11 protein-coding genes are annotated in these 14841 nt (G+C 65.7%); 7 read left to right on the top strand and 4 right to left on the bottom strand.

Features of this window, described 5'->3' with window-relative positions; genetic code table 11:
* The first annotated feature begins 111 nt into the window (after nt 1-111).
* From VGK20_15220 to VGK20_15190, 7 genes are all read left to right on the top strand, one after another.
* The gene (locus tag VGK20_15220; protein HEY2775392.1) at nt 112-1368 is read left to right on the top strand and encodes an MFS transporter; all 1257 of its coding nucleotides are present in this window, start codon (nt 112-114) and stop codon (nt 1366-1368) included.
* Nucleotides 1365-2297 (top strand): bifunctional enoyl-CoA hydratase/phosphate acetyltransferase, encoded by a 933-nt coding sequence (locus VGK20_15215; GenBank protein HEY2775391.1) that lies wholly within the window; start codon nt 1365-1367, stop codon nt 2295-2297. Before VGK20_15220 ends, VGK20_15215 begins: the two co-directional genes overlap by 4 nt.
* 16 nt (nt 2298-2313) lie before the next feature.
* Nucleotides 2314-3537 (top strand): acetate/propionate family kinase, encoded by a 1224-nt coding sequence (locus tag VGK20_15210; protein HEY2775390.1) that lies wholly within the window; start codon nt 2314-2316, stop codon nt 3535-3537.
* A complete protein-coding gene (gene pflB, locus VGK20_15205; protein HEY2775389.1) occupies nt 3534-5804 on the top strand; it encodes a formate C-acetyltransferase in 2271 nt (756 codons plus the stop codon). Before VGK20_15210 ends, pflB begins: the two co-directional genes overlap by 4 nt.
* Nucleotides 5797-6633 carry a pyruvate formate-lyase-activating protein gene (gene pflA / locus VGK20_15200; GenBank protein ID HEY2775388.1) on the top strand — a complete coding sequence of 279 codons (837 nt, stop codon included), beginning with the start codon at nt 5797-5799 and terminating at the stop codon, nt 6631-6633. The genes pflB and pflA overlap by 8 nt, the downstream gene beginning before the upstream one ends.
* Nucleotides 6634-6692: 59 nt before the next feature.
* Complete coding sequence (gene scpB, locus VGK20_15195) at nt 6693-7475, top strand: methylmalonyl-CoA decarboxylase (GenBank protein ID HEY2775387.1); 783 nt, start codon at nt 6693-6695, stop codon at nt 7473-7475.
* A gap of 143 nt (nt 7476-7618) precedes the next feature.
* The gene (locus VGK20_15190; GenBank protein ID HEY2775386.1) at nt 7619-8002 is read left to right on the top strand and encodes a hypothetical protein; all 384 of its coding nucleotides are present in this window, start codon (nt 7619-7621) and stop codon (nt 8000-8002) included.
* Between the two features lie 36 nt (nt 8003-8038).
* On the opposite strand, the gene VGK20_15185 is transcribed toward VGK20_15190, so the two are convergent.
* From VGK20_15185 to VGK20_15170, 4 genes are all read right to left on the bottom strand, one after another.
* Entirely contained in the window at nt 8039-10405 is a 2367-nt protein-coding gene (locus tag VGK20_15185) for a phosphoketolase family protein (protein HEY2775385.1), read from the bottom strand.
* A gap of 67 nt (nt 10406-10472) precedes the next feature.
* Nucleotides 10473-11750, bottom strand: a complete 1278-nt coding sequence (locus VGK20_15180; GenBank protein HEY2775384.1) for a cytochrome P450 — start codon at nt 11748-11750, stop codon at nt 10473-10475.
* A complete protein-coding gene (locus tag VGK20_15175) occupies nt 11747-12517 on the bottom strand; it encodes a TetR/AcrR family transcriptional regulator (protein HEY2775383.1) in 771 nt (256 codons plus the stop codon). The genes VGK20_15180 and VGK20_15175 overlap by 4 nt, the downstream gene beginning before the upstream one ends.
* A 151-nt stretch (nt 12518-12668) precedes the next feature.
* On the bottom strand, nt 12669-14681 hold the full coding sequence (locus VGK20_15170) for a DEAD/DEAH box helicase (protein HEY2775382.1): 2013 nt from the start codon (nt 14679-14681) through the stop codon (nt 12669-12671).
* Between the last annotated feature and the right edge of the window lie 160 nt (nt 14682-14841).

Raw genomic sequence — 14841 nt, 5'->3', positions numbered from 1 at the left:
CATGAGTCAGGATCTGCGGGCGCTCATCCTCGCCGACGAGGCCAGCTATTCGAGCGCGGGGCGCAGCAACGTGGGAGGCTGGCACTCGCGGTGGTCGGGCGAGAGAAGCGCATGAGCCCCGGCGCGAGGGCGGCTGGGGTCGCGTGGCTCGTCACCGCGGTCTACTACTTCTATCAATACGCGCTGCGATCGGCGCCGGCCGTGATGATGCCGCAACTGTCGGCGGCGTTCGGCCTGAGCGCGATGGGCGTGGCATCCATGGCCGGCCTCTTCTACTACGGCTACTCGCCGTTCAGCCTCGTGGCCGGCGTGGCGATGGACCGGCTCGGTCCGCGGCGCGTCGTCCCGTTCGGCGCTGCGGCAGTCGGAATCGGAGCGCTGCTTTTCGCGACCGGCAATCCCCTGCTGGCGAGCGTGGGACGCCTGATGCAGGGCGCCGGCGGCGTATTCGCCCTGGTTGGCGCGGCCTACATCGCAACGACCCACTTCCCTGCTTCCCGCGCAGCCACGCTGATTGGTGCCACGCAGATGTTCGGGATGGCCGGAGGCTCGGCGGGGCAATTCGTCGTGGGCCCGATGATCGCCGGCGGCTTGCCGTGGACCCGTTTCTGGGCCGCCATGGGCGTTCTCGGCCTGGTGATCAGCGTGCTGCTGTTCGCGATGATTCCGAAACAGTCGCGCACCGCACGCAATCCCGCGTGGGTCGGCGAGACCGCCCGCGCACTCGCCGTCGTCTTCCGCAATCCGCAGTCGATCCTTTGCGGCGTGATTGCGGGATTGATGTTCATTCCCACGACGATCTTCGACATGGTGTGGGGTGTTCGATACCTGCAGGAAGCGCACGGATTCGACTACGCGGCCGCAGTGATGCGTTCGGCGACGGTGCCGCTCGGATGGATCATCGGCTGCCCGCTGCTCGGCTTCGTCTCCGACCGCATCGGCCGGCGCAAGCCCGTGATCGCCGCCTCCGCCCTGTTGCTTCTGGCCTGCCTGTTCGCGATCCTTCACGGACCGTTTGGCGTACTGCCCCCGTACCTGATCGGCTGCATGACGGGCATCGTGTCCGGGGCAGCGATGCTGCCGTACACCGTGATCAAGGAAGCCAACCCGGCGCACTTGAGCGGAACATCCACGGGCGTCGTCAATTTCGTCAACTTCACGTTCAGCGCCGTGCTCGGCCCCGTCTTTGCCGGGCTCCTCGTGAAGGCCGGCGCCGGCGCGGAGAATCTCCGGCTCGAGCACTACCAGGCAGCGTTCGAGCCGTTGCTTTACGGAGTCGGGCTCGCTTTCGTCCTCACCATGCTGCTGAGGGAGACCGGGACCGCGGCCACGCAGGCGGCCCCCGTTCCCGAAGGAAGACCGCAATGACCGAGACAGGAACCGGAAAGTACCAGCAACTCCTCGACCGCTGCCGCGACCTCGCCCCGATCCCGACGGCCGTCGCTTATCCCTGCGAAGAAACGGCGCTGGCCGGTGCCATCGATGCCGCGGCGAAGGGCCTCATCATTCCCATCCTCGTCGGTCCGGCCGCGAAGATCCGCGAAATTGCGCAGAAGCATGCGATCAAGCTCGACGGTGTCGAGGTCGTCGACGTGGAGAGCAGCCACGATTCCGCGATGATAGCCGTCGAGCTGGTCCGCACGGGGAAGGCAGAACTGCTGATGAAAGGCAGCCTCCATTCCGACGAGATTCTCGGCGCGGTGGTTTCGAAGGAGGGCGGCCTGCGCACGGGGCGGCGCCTCAGCCACGTCTTCGTGATGGACGTGCCGACCTACCACAAAGTGCTGATCGTGACCGACGGCGCGATCAACATCGCCCCGACTCTCGAAGACAAGGTGGACATATGCCAGAACGCGATCGATCTCGCGCGCACCTATGGCATCGAGAGGCCGAAGGTAGCCATTCTTTGCGCCGTCGAGACGGTGAATTCGAGAATGCCCGCCACTCTCGATGCCGCGGCGCTCTGCAAGATGGCCGAGAGAGGACAGATCAAGGGCGGGATCCTCGACGGTCCGCTCGCCTTCGATAACGCGATCAGCGCCGATGCCGCCAGGACCAAAGGCATCCAGTCCGAGGTCGCGGGCGATCCCGACATCCTGCTGGCGCCGGATCTCGAAGCGGGAAACATGCTGGCCAAGCAGCTGAGCTTCCTGGCCAACGCCGACAGCGCCGGTATCGTCCTCGGCGCGAAGGTCCCGGTGATCCTGACCAGCCGCGCCGACAGCGTGCGCTCGAGGATCGCGAGCTGCGCAGTTGCGATGCGCGCAGCCCACGCGCGGCGCCGGCCGTTGGCCTGAGCCGGACGGAGCGGCCATGGACGACTACGCTCTCGTATTCAACGCCGGCTCCTCGAGCCTCAAGTTCTGCGTGTATTGCCGCCCGGGCGACGAGCTCTGGCAACTGGAGGTACGCGGTCAGATCGACGGTATCGGCACGACGCCGCGACTGTCCGTCAAGGATGCCGCCGGCGCATCGCTGTCCGACGAGAAGCTGGACGCATCCGTGCGCGACGGCAGCGCGGCTCTCGACGTGCTCGCCGGCTGGCTTCGCACGCATTTCGGCGGCGCGCGCGTGGTGGGGGCCGGGCACCGCGTCGTGCACGGAGGCGCCGGATACGCCGGGCCCTGCATCGTGACGCCGCAGGTGCTCGACAACCTTCGTGCGCTGGTGCCGCTTGCGCCGCTTCACCAGCCCTACAACATCGCGGCGATCGAAGCGGTGAGCGCACGCCTTCCGGGAGTTCCGCAGGTGGCGTGTTTCGACACGAGCTTTCATCGCGGGCACTCGGAGGTGGTCGACCTGGTTCCGCTGCCGAAGGCGATTCGCGACGGTGGCGTGCAGCGATACGGCTTCCATGGGCTTTCCTACGAGTACATTGCGTCGGCTCTGCCCGAAGTCGCGCCCGAAATCGCCGAAGGCCGCGTCATCGTGGCCCACCTCGGCAGCGGCGCGAGCCTCTGCGCGATGAAGGGACGCAAGGGCGTCGACAGCACGCTCGGGTTCACGGCTCTGGACGGCCTGTGCATGGGCACCCGGCCCGGCTCGATCGATCCGGGCGTCATCCTGCATCTGTTCCAGACCGTCGGCCTCACGGCAGCGGAAGTGGAAACGATGCTCTACAAGAAGTCCGGCCTGATCGGCATCTCGGGCACCAGCAACGACATGCGTGACCTGCTGGCGAGCAAGGAACCCGCGGCTCGGCTGGCGGTGGACTACTTCGTCTACCAGGTGACGCGGCACATCGGCGCGCTCGCTGGCGTTCTCGCAGGTATCGACGCCCTCGTCTTTACGGCTGGTATCGGCGAACATTCCGTCGAGATTCGTCGCCGTATCGTCGAAGCGTCGGCCTGGCTGGGCATCACGCTCGACGACGAAGCCAACGAAGCCGGCGGCGCGAGGATCTCCGCGGCGGGCAGCCGCGTATCGGCCTGGGTGATCCCCACCAACGAAGAGCTCATGATTGCGCGGCACATGGGCGCCCTTCTGGGCATCTCCGGCCGCCGGACCGCGACAGCGTCGTCAGGAGCTTCACGATGAGCGATACCGCAGCAAAAAAAGAAACGCCCGCCGATATCGAAGCGGCCTGGGAAGGGTTCGGCGGCGGTCTCTGGAAGAAGGAGCTCAACGTGCGTGCCTTCATCCAGCTGAACTACACGCCGTACGATGGAGACGAAGCGTTCCTCGCGCCGGCGACGGCGCGCACGAAAAAAATCTGGGACCAGCTGACGAAGCTCTTCGTCGAGGAAAGGAAGAAGGGCGTTCTCGACATCTCCCAGATTCCGAGCTCGATCACCGCTCACTCGCCAGGCTATATCGACAAGGACAACGAGGTCATCGTCGGGCTGCAGACCGAGGCGCCGCTCAAGCGCGCCATCATGCCGAACGGGGGCCTGCGCATGGTGCTCGGCGCCCTCGAGGCTTACGGATACGAGCCCGAGCCGCACATGGTCGAGGCCTTCAGCAAGTATCGAAAGACCCACAACGAGGGTGTCTTCGACGCATACACCGCCGACATTCGGCGCTGCCGCAGCTCCCACGTGCTGACCGGCCTTCCCGATGCATACGGGCGCGGTCGCATCATCGGCGACTATCGGCGCGTCGCTCTTTACGGAGTGGACCGCCTGATCGCGGCAAAGAAGGCCGAGAAAGTCGCACTCGACAGCGAACCTTCCACGGAGGCCATCATTCGGGATCGCGAAGAGCTATCCGAGCAGGCCAGGGCCCTCGGCGAGCTCAAGCAGATGGCCGCGAGCTACGGCTGCGACATCTCGAAACCTGCGGCCGATGCGCGCGAAGCCGTGCAGTGGCTCTATTTCGGCTATCTCGCCGCGGTCAAGGAACAGAATGGAGCGGCGATGTCCCTCGGCCGCACTTCGACCTTCCTCGACGTCTATTTCGAGAGGGACCTTGCCGCCGGAAAGATCACCGAAGCGCAAGCCCAGGAGATCATCGACGATTTCGTCATCAAGCTGCGCATCGTGCGCTTCCTGAGGACGCCCGAGTACGACGAGCTGTTCGCCGGGGACCCGACCTGGGTGACCGAGTCGATCGGCGGCTGCGGCGACGACGGTCGCTCCCTCGTGACCAAAACGAGCTTCCGGATGCTCCAGACCCTTTACAACCTCGGGCCGGCGCCGGAGCCCAACCTGACGATCTGGTATTCGCCGCGCCTGCCCGACGGGTTCCGGCACTTTGCTGCCAAGGTCGCCATCGATACCAGCTCCCTGCAGTTCGAAAGCGACGAGATCATGCGCCGGACGTGGGGCGACGACGGCGCGATCGCATGCTGCGTGTCCCCGATGCTGGTCGGCAAGCAGATGCAGTTCTTCGGCGCGCGCGCCAACCTCGCCAAGTGCCTGCTCTACGGGATCAATGGCGGCCGCGACGAGATGAACGGCGAACAGGTCGGACCAAAGTTCCCGCCGGTAGAAGGCGACGTGCTGGACTTCGACGACGTCGTCGCACGTTTCGACAAAATGATGGATTGGCTCGCGGGCGTGTACGTGAATGCAATGAACGTGATTCATTACATGCACGACAAGTACGCCTACGAGCGCGTCGAGATGGCACTGCACGACTACGCGCCGCTTCGGACCATGGCATTCGGCATGGCCGGCCTGTCGGTCGTGGCCGACAGCTTCTCGGCGATCAAGCACGCCAGCGTCAAGGTCGTCCGCGACAAGAGCGGACTGGTGGTGGACTACAAGACCGACGGCGAGTTTCCGGTGTTCGGGAACAACGACAACCGCGTCGACCAGATGGCGGTGTGGATCGTCAGCACCTTCATGACGAAGCTTCGCAAACATCCGACCTATCGCGATGCCGTGCACACGCAGTCGATCCTGACGATCACGTCGAACGTGGTGTACGGCAAGGCGACCGGCAACACGCCCGATGGACGCCGCCAGGGCGAGCCTTTTGCGCCGGGAGCCAATCCCATGCACGGGCGCGACAGCCATGGCATCCATGCGGCGGCTGCCTCGGTCGCGAAGATTCCGTACCGCGACGCCGCCGACGGCATCTCGCTGACCGCGACCCTGGTGCCCACCGGCCTCGGTCGCATTGCCGCGGACCGCATCACCAACCTGACCGGCATCCTGGACGCGTACTTCAGCGCGACGGGCTACCACATGAACGTCAACGTGCTGAACCGCGACACGCTGCTCGATGCGATGGATCACCCGGAGAAGTACCCGAGCCTGACGATCCGGGTGTCCGGCTACGCGGTCAATTTCGTGCGCCTGACGCGCGAACAGCAGATGGACGTCATCAATCGCACGTTCCACGGAGAGGCCCATGTCTGACGTGGCGAAAGTTTCCCTGGAGGCGAAGAGCCCTTTTGAACTGCGCGTCCACCTTGGCGAAGGCGTTCCCGAGAAAAGCGTGCGCGAGGCCCTCGCCAGCGGGGACATGGGCTTCCTGCATTCGTTCACGACAGGATCGGCCGTCGACGGACCCGGCGTGCGCGTCGTCGCATGGACCACCGGCTGCATGTGGCGCTGCCGTTACTGTCACAATCCGGACACGTGGACGCTCGGTAACGGGATACCCGTGTCCGTCGAGCAGGCGGCCAGCGAGCTCGGCAAATATCGTCACGGGCTCAAGGTCATGTCGGGAGGCTTCACGCTGAGCGGCGGCGAGCCGCTGCTGCAGCACCGCTTCGCGGCCAAACTGCTGGCGGAAGCCAGGCGCATGGGTATCCACACGACCATCGAGACCAACGGCTACTATGGCGACAAGCTCAGCGACGCGGAGCTCGGCCACATCGATCTGGTGATGCTCGGACTGAAGACCTGGGATCCGGAGCGCCACCGCGCCCTGACGGGAATGGATGTCGGCCCGACGCTGGCATTCGCGCGCAGGCTCGCTGCGATGAGGCGGCCGATCTGGATTCGTTTCGTGCTCGTGCCGGGACTCACCGACGACATGGACGATCTGGCTCGCACTGCCGAATTCGCGGCCGGCCTCGGAAACGTCGAGCGTGTCGAGGTGTTGCCGTTCCACCAGCTCGGCAGTTTCAAGTGGGAGCGACTCGGTCTCGAGTACACGCTGAAAGACACCCAGGCGCCGACCGCGGAGTCCGCCGAGCGCGCGTGCGAGGTGCTGCGCAAGGCCGGCCTCACGGCGTATTGATGCCGACGGACATTGGCAGGAAGCCGGCCGAAGGTCCGATCTCATCCGGGGAGGTAGCGATGGACCTGATTCTCGTCCGCATCGAAGAGGGAATCGGCACGATCACGCTGAACAACCCCGCCCGCCGCAACTGCATCTGCGCAAAGCTCGTCGACGAGCTCGTTGCCGCTTTCGAATCCCTGGAGAAGGACGGCGCCAGGGTCATCGTGCTGAGGGGCCTGGCGGGCACGCGCGTCTGGTCGGCCGGACACGACATCGAGGAACTGCCCAGGCACGGGCGCGATCCCCTCGACTACGAAGGACCTCTCGAAAACCTCCTGCGCAAGGTCCAGATGCTGTTGACCCCGGTCATCGCGCTCGTCGAAGGCAGCGTCTGGGGAGGGGCGTGCGATCTGCTGGCCTCGTGCGACATCACGATCTGCACTGAGGACGCGACGTTTGCGATCACCCCCGCCAAGCTGGGCCTTCCGTACAACCCGTCGGGCCTGATCCACTTCATCCACGGGATCGGGCCGCACATGGCCAAGGAGATGCTTTTCACTGCGAGGCCCATCACGGCTGCCGATGCACTCGGAGTGAGGATGGTGAATCACGTGATGCCGACGCTCGCGGAGGCGGAGGCCAAGGCCTACGACATCGCCCGCGCTGTCGCCGACAACGCCCCCCTCGCTGTCGGCGTGATGAAAAGGCAGTTTCGAATGCTGCTGGCGGCAACCGTGCTTCCCGTGGAGATCCTCGAGATGATCCAGGGACTGCGGCGGACGGTCTACGAGAGCGACGACTATCTCGAGGGCATCGCGGCGTTCAAGGAGAAGCGCAAACCAGCATTCACCGGCCGCTAGAGAAGACGGGGAGGGCCGCTGCATGCGAAGCGCTCCAGTGAACCGGCACTTGCACGGTCCGAGTCATCTTGCGGGTGCGAGCCGTTGATCCGGCCGGGGGTGGCGCTGTTCCAGTACGCGGAACTGGGCTACAAATCTGTCGCATGAGCATCCCCGTCGAGCTCCACGGTCTGCGCGACGCGGTCGCGCGCTTCGGTCCCGCTCCTTACCTGCTGACCGTTGCCGCGGACGGGCGTCCGCACTCGGTGTCGGTCCACGTGCAATGGGACGGCGACGATCTCGTCGCAAAGTGTGGCGGCCGAAGCCTCGCGAACGTTGCAGCCAGGCCGCTGGTCAGCCTGCTGTGGTCTCCCGTCGAAGCCGGCGGATACAGCCTTATTCTCGACGGCGATGGTTCGGTTCGCGGAGAGGGCGACGAGTCGCGCGCAGTGATTTATCCGACCCGCGCCGTGATGCACCGTCCCGCCCAGGGACCGGTTCCCGAGGGTCGAAGCTGCAGCGACGATTGCGTGCCGATCCTGCGCTGAGTCGATCGCGCCCCGTCAGCCCGCTCGCCGGCGGCCTCAGAATGGCCAGGTCCAGCCGGTGATCTCCGGCCGGTCGGTGCCGTTCTCGTGCGCGTAGCTCATGTTGTCGATGATCGCGTTCTTCATTTCTTCCTTCAGATGAGTGGCCCGGGTGCGCAGCTTCGGGACGCGGTCGATCACGTCGATCACGAGATGGAAGCGTGACGTCTCGTTGAGCATGGCCAGCTCGAGAGGGGTGTTGATGTTGCCCTTCTCCTTGTAGCCGCGCACGTGCAGGTTCTCGTGCCCCGCGAAGCGATAGGCCAGCTTGTGGATCAGCCAGGGATAGCCGTGGAAGTTGAAGATGACGGGCTTGTCGGTGGTGAACAGTCCGCCGATCTCCCGCTCCGTGGATCCGTGCGGGTGCTCGGTCTGGGGCTGGAGCTTGAACAGGTCGACTACGTTGACGAAGCGCAGCTTGAGGTCCGGCACGCGTTCGCGAAGGATTGCGGCCGCCGCCAGCGCCTCCATCGTCGCGACGTCGCCGCAACTTGCCAGCACGACGTCCGGCTCGGCGTCGGCATCGGTGCTTGCCCGCTTCCAGATGCCGAGGCCCTTGGCACAGTGGACGATCGCTTCATCCATGGTCGCGAACTGCAGGTGCTTTTGCTTGTCGGCAACGATGACGTTGATGCAGTCGGTGCTGCGCAGGCAGTGATCGGCGACGACCAGCAGCGTGTTCGCGTCCGGCGGCAGGTAGATGCGCGTGACCGACGGCCCCTTGTTGGTGACGAGGTCGATGAAGCCGGGGTCCTGGTGCGAGAATCCGTTGTGGTCCTGGCGCCACACCGTCGATGACAGCAGGATGTTTTCCGACGCCACCGGCGCGCGCCACGCGACGTGATTCTTCGAGATATCGAGCCATTTGGCGTGCTGATTGAACATCGAGTCGATCACGTGCGCGAAGGCTTCGTAAGTGTGAAAGAGGCCGTGGCGACCCGTCAGCAGGTACCCCTCGAGCCAGCCGAGCAGTGTGTGCTCGGACAGCATCTCCATCACGCGACCGTCGCGGGCGAGCTCGCCGCCATCGGCGTCCTCCGGAAGGTAGTCGGCCATCCACGTCTTGCGGCTCGCCTCGTATACCGCCTGAAGGCGGTTCGACGCCGTTTCGTCCGGTCCGAACAGACGAAAGCTCGACATGTTCAGTTTCATCACGTCGCGCAGGTACTCGCCTAGCGGGCGGGTATTCTCGTACTCGACCGCACCGCGTGCCGGGACGTCCACCGCGTAGTCGCGAATGTCGGGAAGCTTGAGCTCCTTGCGCAACAAGCCGCCGTTGGCGTGCGGATTCGCGCTCATGCGCCGCGTTCCCTTCGGTGCGAGCGCTTTGAGCTCGGGGATCAGGGCGCCGCGCGCGTCGAACAGTTCCTCGGGCTTGTAGCTGCGCATCCAGTGCTCGAGCAGCTGGAGGTTGGCCGGGTTGCCCCTGACGTCGGAGAACGGAACCTGGTGGGAGCGCCACGAACCTTCGATCTTGTGCCCGTTGATCACCTTCGGTCCGGTCCATCCCTTGGGCGAGCGCAGCACGATCATCGGCCAGCGCGGACGCATCGGCTCATCGCACTCGCGTGCGACTTTCTGGTGTGCGCGGATCTCACCGATGGCTTCGTCCAGGGTGGCGGCCATCTTCTGGTGCATCTCGGCCGGGTCGTCGCCCTCGACGAAGTAGGGCTTGTAACCGTAACCGACAAAAAGCGCCGTGAGCTCTTCGTGACTGATACGCGCGAGGATCGTCGGGTTCGCGATCTTGTAGCCGTTCAGGTTCAGGATCGGCAACACGGCACCGTCGCGGGCCGGGTTGATGAACTTGTTGGAATGCCAGGCCGTGGCCAGCGGTCCGGTCTCGGCCTCGCCGTCGCCGACCACGCAGGCAACGATGAGGTCGGGATTGTCGAGCACCATTCCGTAGGAATGCGAAAGGCTGTAGCCGAGCTCGCCGCCTTCGTGGATCGAACCCGGAGTCTCCGGAGTGACGTGGCTGCCGATGTGTCCCGGGAACGAGAACTGGTGGAAAAAGCGGCGCATGCCGTCCTCGTCCTCGCTCTTGTCCGGGTAGATCTCCGAATACGTTCCCTCGAGATACGCGGGTCCGAGCACGCCGGGCGCGCCGTGCCCGGGGCCGGCCACGAAGATCATGTCGAGATCGTCGCGGACGATCAGCCGGTTACAGTGTACCCAGGTGAAGGACAGCGCGGGACTTGCGCCCCAGTGCCCGAGCAGGCGGTGCTTGACGTTCTCGGTTTCGAGCGGCTTCCTCAAAAGAGGATTGTCCTTCAGGTAGATCATTCCTACCGAAAGATAGTTGCAGGCACGCCAGTACGAGTTGATCAGTTCGAGCTCACGGTCGCTCAGTGCTTTTTTCATCGCTTTCTCCCTGCTCGAGACTTTCGATGCCTGCCGAAAAGAGATCCGCCGGAGCGATCGCCCGGGTTCAGGCTACTTCGCGCCGCTGGTCCACCGGCCGCATCCTGTAGCGGATCGGGACGTTCTTCGGACCGCCGACGAAGGTCGCGAGCACATACTGCGGCGTGCCGTCGAGCTCCACCGATTCCAGACGCGGCAGCAGCTCGCGGAAGAAGGCCCGGAGCTCCATTCGCGCCAGGTGCGAGCCGAGGCAGAAGTGCACGCCGATGCCGAAGGCAAGGTGCTCGTCGGCGTTCCTGCGCTGCACGTCGAAGCGAAACGGATCCTCGAACACGCTCTCGTCGCGGTTGGCCGAAAGGTACGCCATGTACAGGCGATCGCCCTTTTTGATCTTCTTTCCGCCGAGCTCGTAGTCCTCCTGGGCATGGCGCAGGAAGTGCCGCACCGGCGTCGCGAAACGGATGATCTCGTCGACGGCATTCTCGATCAGCGACATGTCGTCCTGGACGATGCGAAGCTGGTCGGGGTGGCGGGCGAACAACTCCATGCCGGCCGCCAGTGAATTGGACGTCGTGTCGTGGCCGGCGGTCGCTGCAATGGTGTAGTAGCTGGCGGTTTCGAGGTCCCCCATGGGCTCGCCGTTGATCTTCCCGTTCGCGATCGTGCTGGCCAAGTCGCTCTTCGGATGCTCGCGGCGATCGGCCGTCATCGCCGAGAAGTACATCGCGAAATCCATCAGGGAGTCGAGAATGGCCTTGATCCGGTCGTCGGTGCCCGAGAATTCGCCGTCCTCGTTGCCGAAGAGCTGCTGGGTGAGTTGCAGCATGCGCGGCTCGTCGGTGTAGGGAACGCCGAGGATCTCCATGATGACCCGGATCGGGTAGAGGAAAGAAATTTCGCGCGCGAAGTCGCAGCGACCGCCGAGCGACTCCATCTTGTCGACGAAATCCCGGGCCAGGCCGTCCACCCGCTCGCCCACGAGGCGCTTCAGGTTGGCCGGCTTGAACCAGTCGTGCGTGACGGCGCGGTAGGCGCGGTGCTCGGCCCCGTCCATGTGCACCAGGGTCTTGATCGGCACGCCGATCGCGTCGCGTTGCTCCTGCGCCGCCGACGGCATCAGCACGGACTCGACGGTGTTCCAGAACTTTTCGTGCTGGCGCTCGATCTCGATCACGTGCTCGTGGCGCATCACTGCCCAGAACGGATCGAAACCCGGCATTTCGACGAGGTGCACCGGATCCTCACGGCGCAGCGTTGCGGCTGCAGCGTGCCAGCGCTTCTCGTCGGCGTAGGCCTTCGGATCGATGAAAATCCTGCCCAGCTCGAGGCGTTCGGTTTCGGTCATCGTGGGGTCCTCGTCTTGGCGGCGGAAACGGAAGTCCGCCGGAGTTTGGCGCTCGGGCGCCTTGGTGTGTCCGAAGGGTTTTCGTCGGAGCTCCGGGCGCTGCCTGGAACGCGGCGGGAGGCGCGGCGAACCGGGACGCGCGCGCCCTTGTTTTTCAGCAGCGCTGCGACGCCGCCGAGCACGAGGCGAACGGCGAAATCGGCAGCAGCGGGCAGCTCACCCGGAGGTCGATCCACCGCCGCAGCCGCGACCTCGAAGGCAATGCCGCTGATGGCTGCCGTCAGGTATTCGGCATCGACCTTCGCAGCACCACTACGCTCGAGAGAGCGCTCGAGCTCGCGCTTCAACTCGTCGCCGACCGCGACGAAGCTCGGTTCGTCGAGGATCGCGCGAACGGCGCCGGCGTTGCGACGGAGCAGGTGGAAGACTGCGCGGTCCTCGATCAGCATTGCGAACGACGACTCGATGGTCCGCTGCACGATCTCCTCGACCGTGAGTGCGCCGCGACGCGCGTCGCGCGCCCGCTGCTGCATCTCGGCCATCTTTTCGTCGAGCAGCGCGCGCAGCACCGACTCCTTGTCGCGGAAGTAGTTGTAAAAGGTCCCGGCGGCCAGGTCGGTTGCCCGGATCACATCGCGAATCGTCGTGGCCTCGAATCCGGGATCGGCGAACAGGACGCGCGCAGCGGCGAGGATGGCCGCGCGGTTCTCGGCCTTGGTGTGCTCGCGCTTGCCGGTCAGCGGCGGGAAGCCACGCGGATTCTCCACGGGCGGCTTCTGGCAGAAGTTGACGCCGGCGTCAACTTAACTTGACGCCGGCGTCAGGAAGGGGATTGAATCTGATCCGGACAGTGTCGGGCGCAGGCGGACTCCTGTGTTCGCGTCTGCCCGTGTCAGACAAACCGGATCGAAGCGGGGATCAGTCCCGACCGCGACGCGCCACGCGTTCGCGCGCGCGGGCGCGGCGAATGATCAGGCGAGGATCGCGATCGTCGGGCATCGAGGCGTTGTGCTCGAAGTCCCGCGAGTTCTCCCGCGCGACTTCGAAGGACGTGACGTACGAGTCGATGTCGATCGTGCCGATTGCGCGGCTGGTGACGTCGCCGCGCCGGCATAGCACCGCGAGCACGCGCTGGGGCGTGGCGCCCCCTTCGTGGCCCCAGTTCATCTCGAAGCGATCGGCGAGCTGACGCGGCGCGGTGCGGCGGTCGCTCTCGTCTCCTCGCGAATACGCAGGCGAGGAATCGCGGGAATCTGTACGCCTGGCAAAGCGTGGCTCGCCGGCATCACGCGCTTCCATGCGCCGCATCGGACGCGCATCGGCACCGCGTGGCGCGCTGCTGCGCTCGCGCGGATCGGGACGGTCCTGCCAGTTGCCGCGCTCGGACGGCACGCGCGCCCGCATCGCGGTGGGCGTGAACGTCTCGACTTCCCGAGGCGCGGTCCGGCGTGGGTCACGACAAAGCTCGATCAGGCTCGCGACGACGTGGGACGGATCGGCATCCTCGAGGAGCTTCTCGGCAAAGCTGATCTGCGTCGGGGTCGGTTCCGTGGCCGCGGTGAGAGCCTCGCGGATGCGGCGGCGCTCGCGTTTGGCGAGCGCCTTTTCGACGTTCGCAGCGCTCGGCACCTCGCGCCAGTCGAACTTGACCCTCGCGCGGGAGAGCAGGTACTCGACCTTTTTCTGCCGCATCGGAGTCGACAGCAGCACGCTGCGGCCCTTGCGGCCGGCGCGGCCGGTGCGACCGGCGCGGTGCGTATAGCTCTCGGCGTCGAACGGAGCGTCGGTGTGGATGACGAGCGCGACGTCGGCGATGTCGAGGCCGCGCGCGGCCACGTCGGTTGCGACGAGCACGTTCGTGACACCGCTGCGGAACGCATCGAGCGTGCGCGTGCGCTGGCTCTGCTCGAGCTCGCCGCTGATCGCGGCGGCGGCAAAGCCCTCGCCCGCAAGCTGGTCGGCAAGCTCGGAAGCCTGGGCGCGCGTGTTCACGAAAATCAGCGTACGTTCGTCTTCCGTGAGCAGCAGCAGGTTGACGATCGCGGCGAAGCGATCGTGCAGCCGCACGAGATGTCCGACGTGCTCGATGTCCTCGTTGCTCGCGCCGAGCCGCGTGCCCTGAACGGCGAGCGGCTCCTTCTGGTACTTGCGTGCGAGCTTCTGGATGTCCGACGGGAACGTGGCCGAGACGAGGTGCGTCCTGCGCTCGGCGGGCGTCGCTTCGAGGATCGCTTCGAGCTCTTCGCGAAAGCCCATGTCGAGCATGCGGTCGGCTTCATCGAGCACGAGCTCGATCAGCGACGAACAATCGAGGGCCCGGGTGCGGATGTGATCGAGCAGGCGCCCGGGCGTCCCGACGACGACGGTGGGCTTGCGTTCGAGGCGGCGGCGCTCCTGGCCGACGCTGCTGCCGCCGGTCATGCACTCGACGGTGAGGCCGGCGATGCCGGCGTAGAGCCATGCGAGCTCGGTGCTGACCTGCACGGCAAGCTCGCGCGTCGGAACGATGACGAGCCCGCGCAGCGCCCGCAGCGGTCTGGCATCCTTGCCGGTCGCCGCTTGGCTGGCGATCTCGAGCAGTTGAGGCGCCAGTACGAGCCCGAGCGCCACGGTCTTGCCCGAGCCGGTCTGCGACGAAATCTGAAGGTCGCGGCCCATCGCGGAGTCGGCGAGCACCGCGCGCTGGACGACGGTGAGATCCGTGAACCCGCGATCCTCCAGCGCCTTGCGCAGCGGAGCGGCGACGGCAGCGAACGGCGAGACCGGCTCCGGATCGGCGACGGCGGCGTCTTCGGTGACGGTGACGGCTTTCTTCGCCTTCGCGCGCTTGCGGGGAACGGGGGCTTCCGCCACGGATTCGGCAGGGAAATCGGACGAATCGTCGGACGGGAACACGTCGGCCGCGAGAGCGACCAGCTTGGGAGTTTTCATGGGAATACGGGCCTTGGTGGGCTAGAGGGTGGTTCGGGACGAACCAAAGACCGCCCACAATGGCGGTGACGCGGCGCGAACGCAATGCGCCATCGACCAGGACGGTCGTGCCTCGAGCGGGTAGCCCGAGTGAACCCGCGCAGCACCCGGGCAGTCACAC

This window comes from Candidatus Binatia bacterium, assembly GCA_036493895.1.
In the GTDB taxonomy this organism is placed as follows: domain Bacteria; phylum Desulfobacterota; class Binatia; order UBA1149; family CAITLU01; genus DATNBU01.
Note: the sequence above shows the minus strand (reverse complement) of the source record. Positions and strands in the feature narration are given on the sequence as shown.

Excerpts from the sequence above, each read along its gene's own strand:
- VGK20_15220 (HEY2775392.1), top strand. The coding sequence starts at position 112 with ATGAGCCCCGGCGCGAGGGCGGCTGGGGTCGCGTGGCTCGTCACCGCG.
- VGK20_15215 (HEY2775391.1), top strand. The coding sequence starts at position 1,365 with ATGACCGAGACAGGAACCGGAAAGTACCAGCAACTCCTCGACCGCTGC.
- VGK20_15210 (HEY2775390.1), top strand. The coding sequence starts at position 2,314 with ATGGACGACTACGCTCTCGTATTCAACGCCGGCTCCTCGAGCCTCAAG.
- pflB (HEY2775389.1), top strand. The coding sequence starts at position 3,534 with ATGAGCGATACCGCAGCAAAAAAAGAAACGCCCGCCGATATCGAAGCG.
- pflA (HEY2775388.1), top strand. The coding sequence starts at position 5,797 with ATGTCTGACGTGGCGAAAGTTTCCCTGGAGGCGAAGAGCCCTTTTGAA.
- scpB (HEY2775387.1), top strand. The coding sequence starts at position 6,693 with ATGGACCTGATTCTCGTCCGCATCGAAGAGGGAATCGGCACGATCACG.
- VGK20_15190 (HEY2775386.1), top strand. The coding sequence starts at position 7,619 with ATGAGCATCCCCGTCGAGCTCCACGGTCTGCGCGACGCGGTCGCGCGC.
- VGK20_15185 (HEY2775385.1), bottom strand. The coding sequence starts at position 10,405 with ATGAAAAAAGCACTGAGCGACCGTGAGCTCGAACTGATCAACTCGTAC.
- VGK20_15180 (HEY2775384.1), bottom strand. The coding sequence starts at position 11,750 with ATGACCGAAACCGAACGCCTCGAGCTGGGCAGGATTTTCATCGATCCG.
- VGK20_15170 (HEY2775382.1), bottom strand. The coding sequence starts at position 14,681 with ATGAAAACTCCCAAGCTGGTCGCTCTCGCGGCCGACGTGTTCCCGTCC.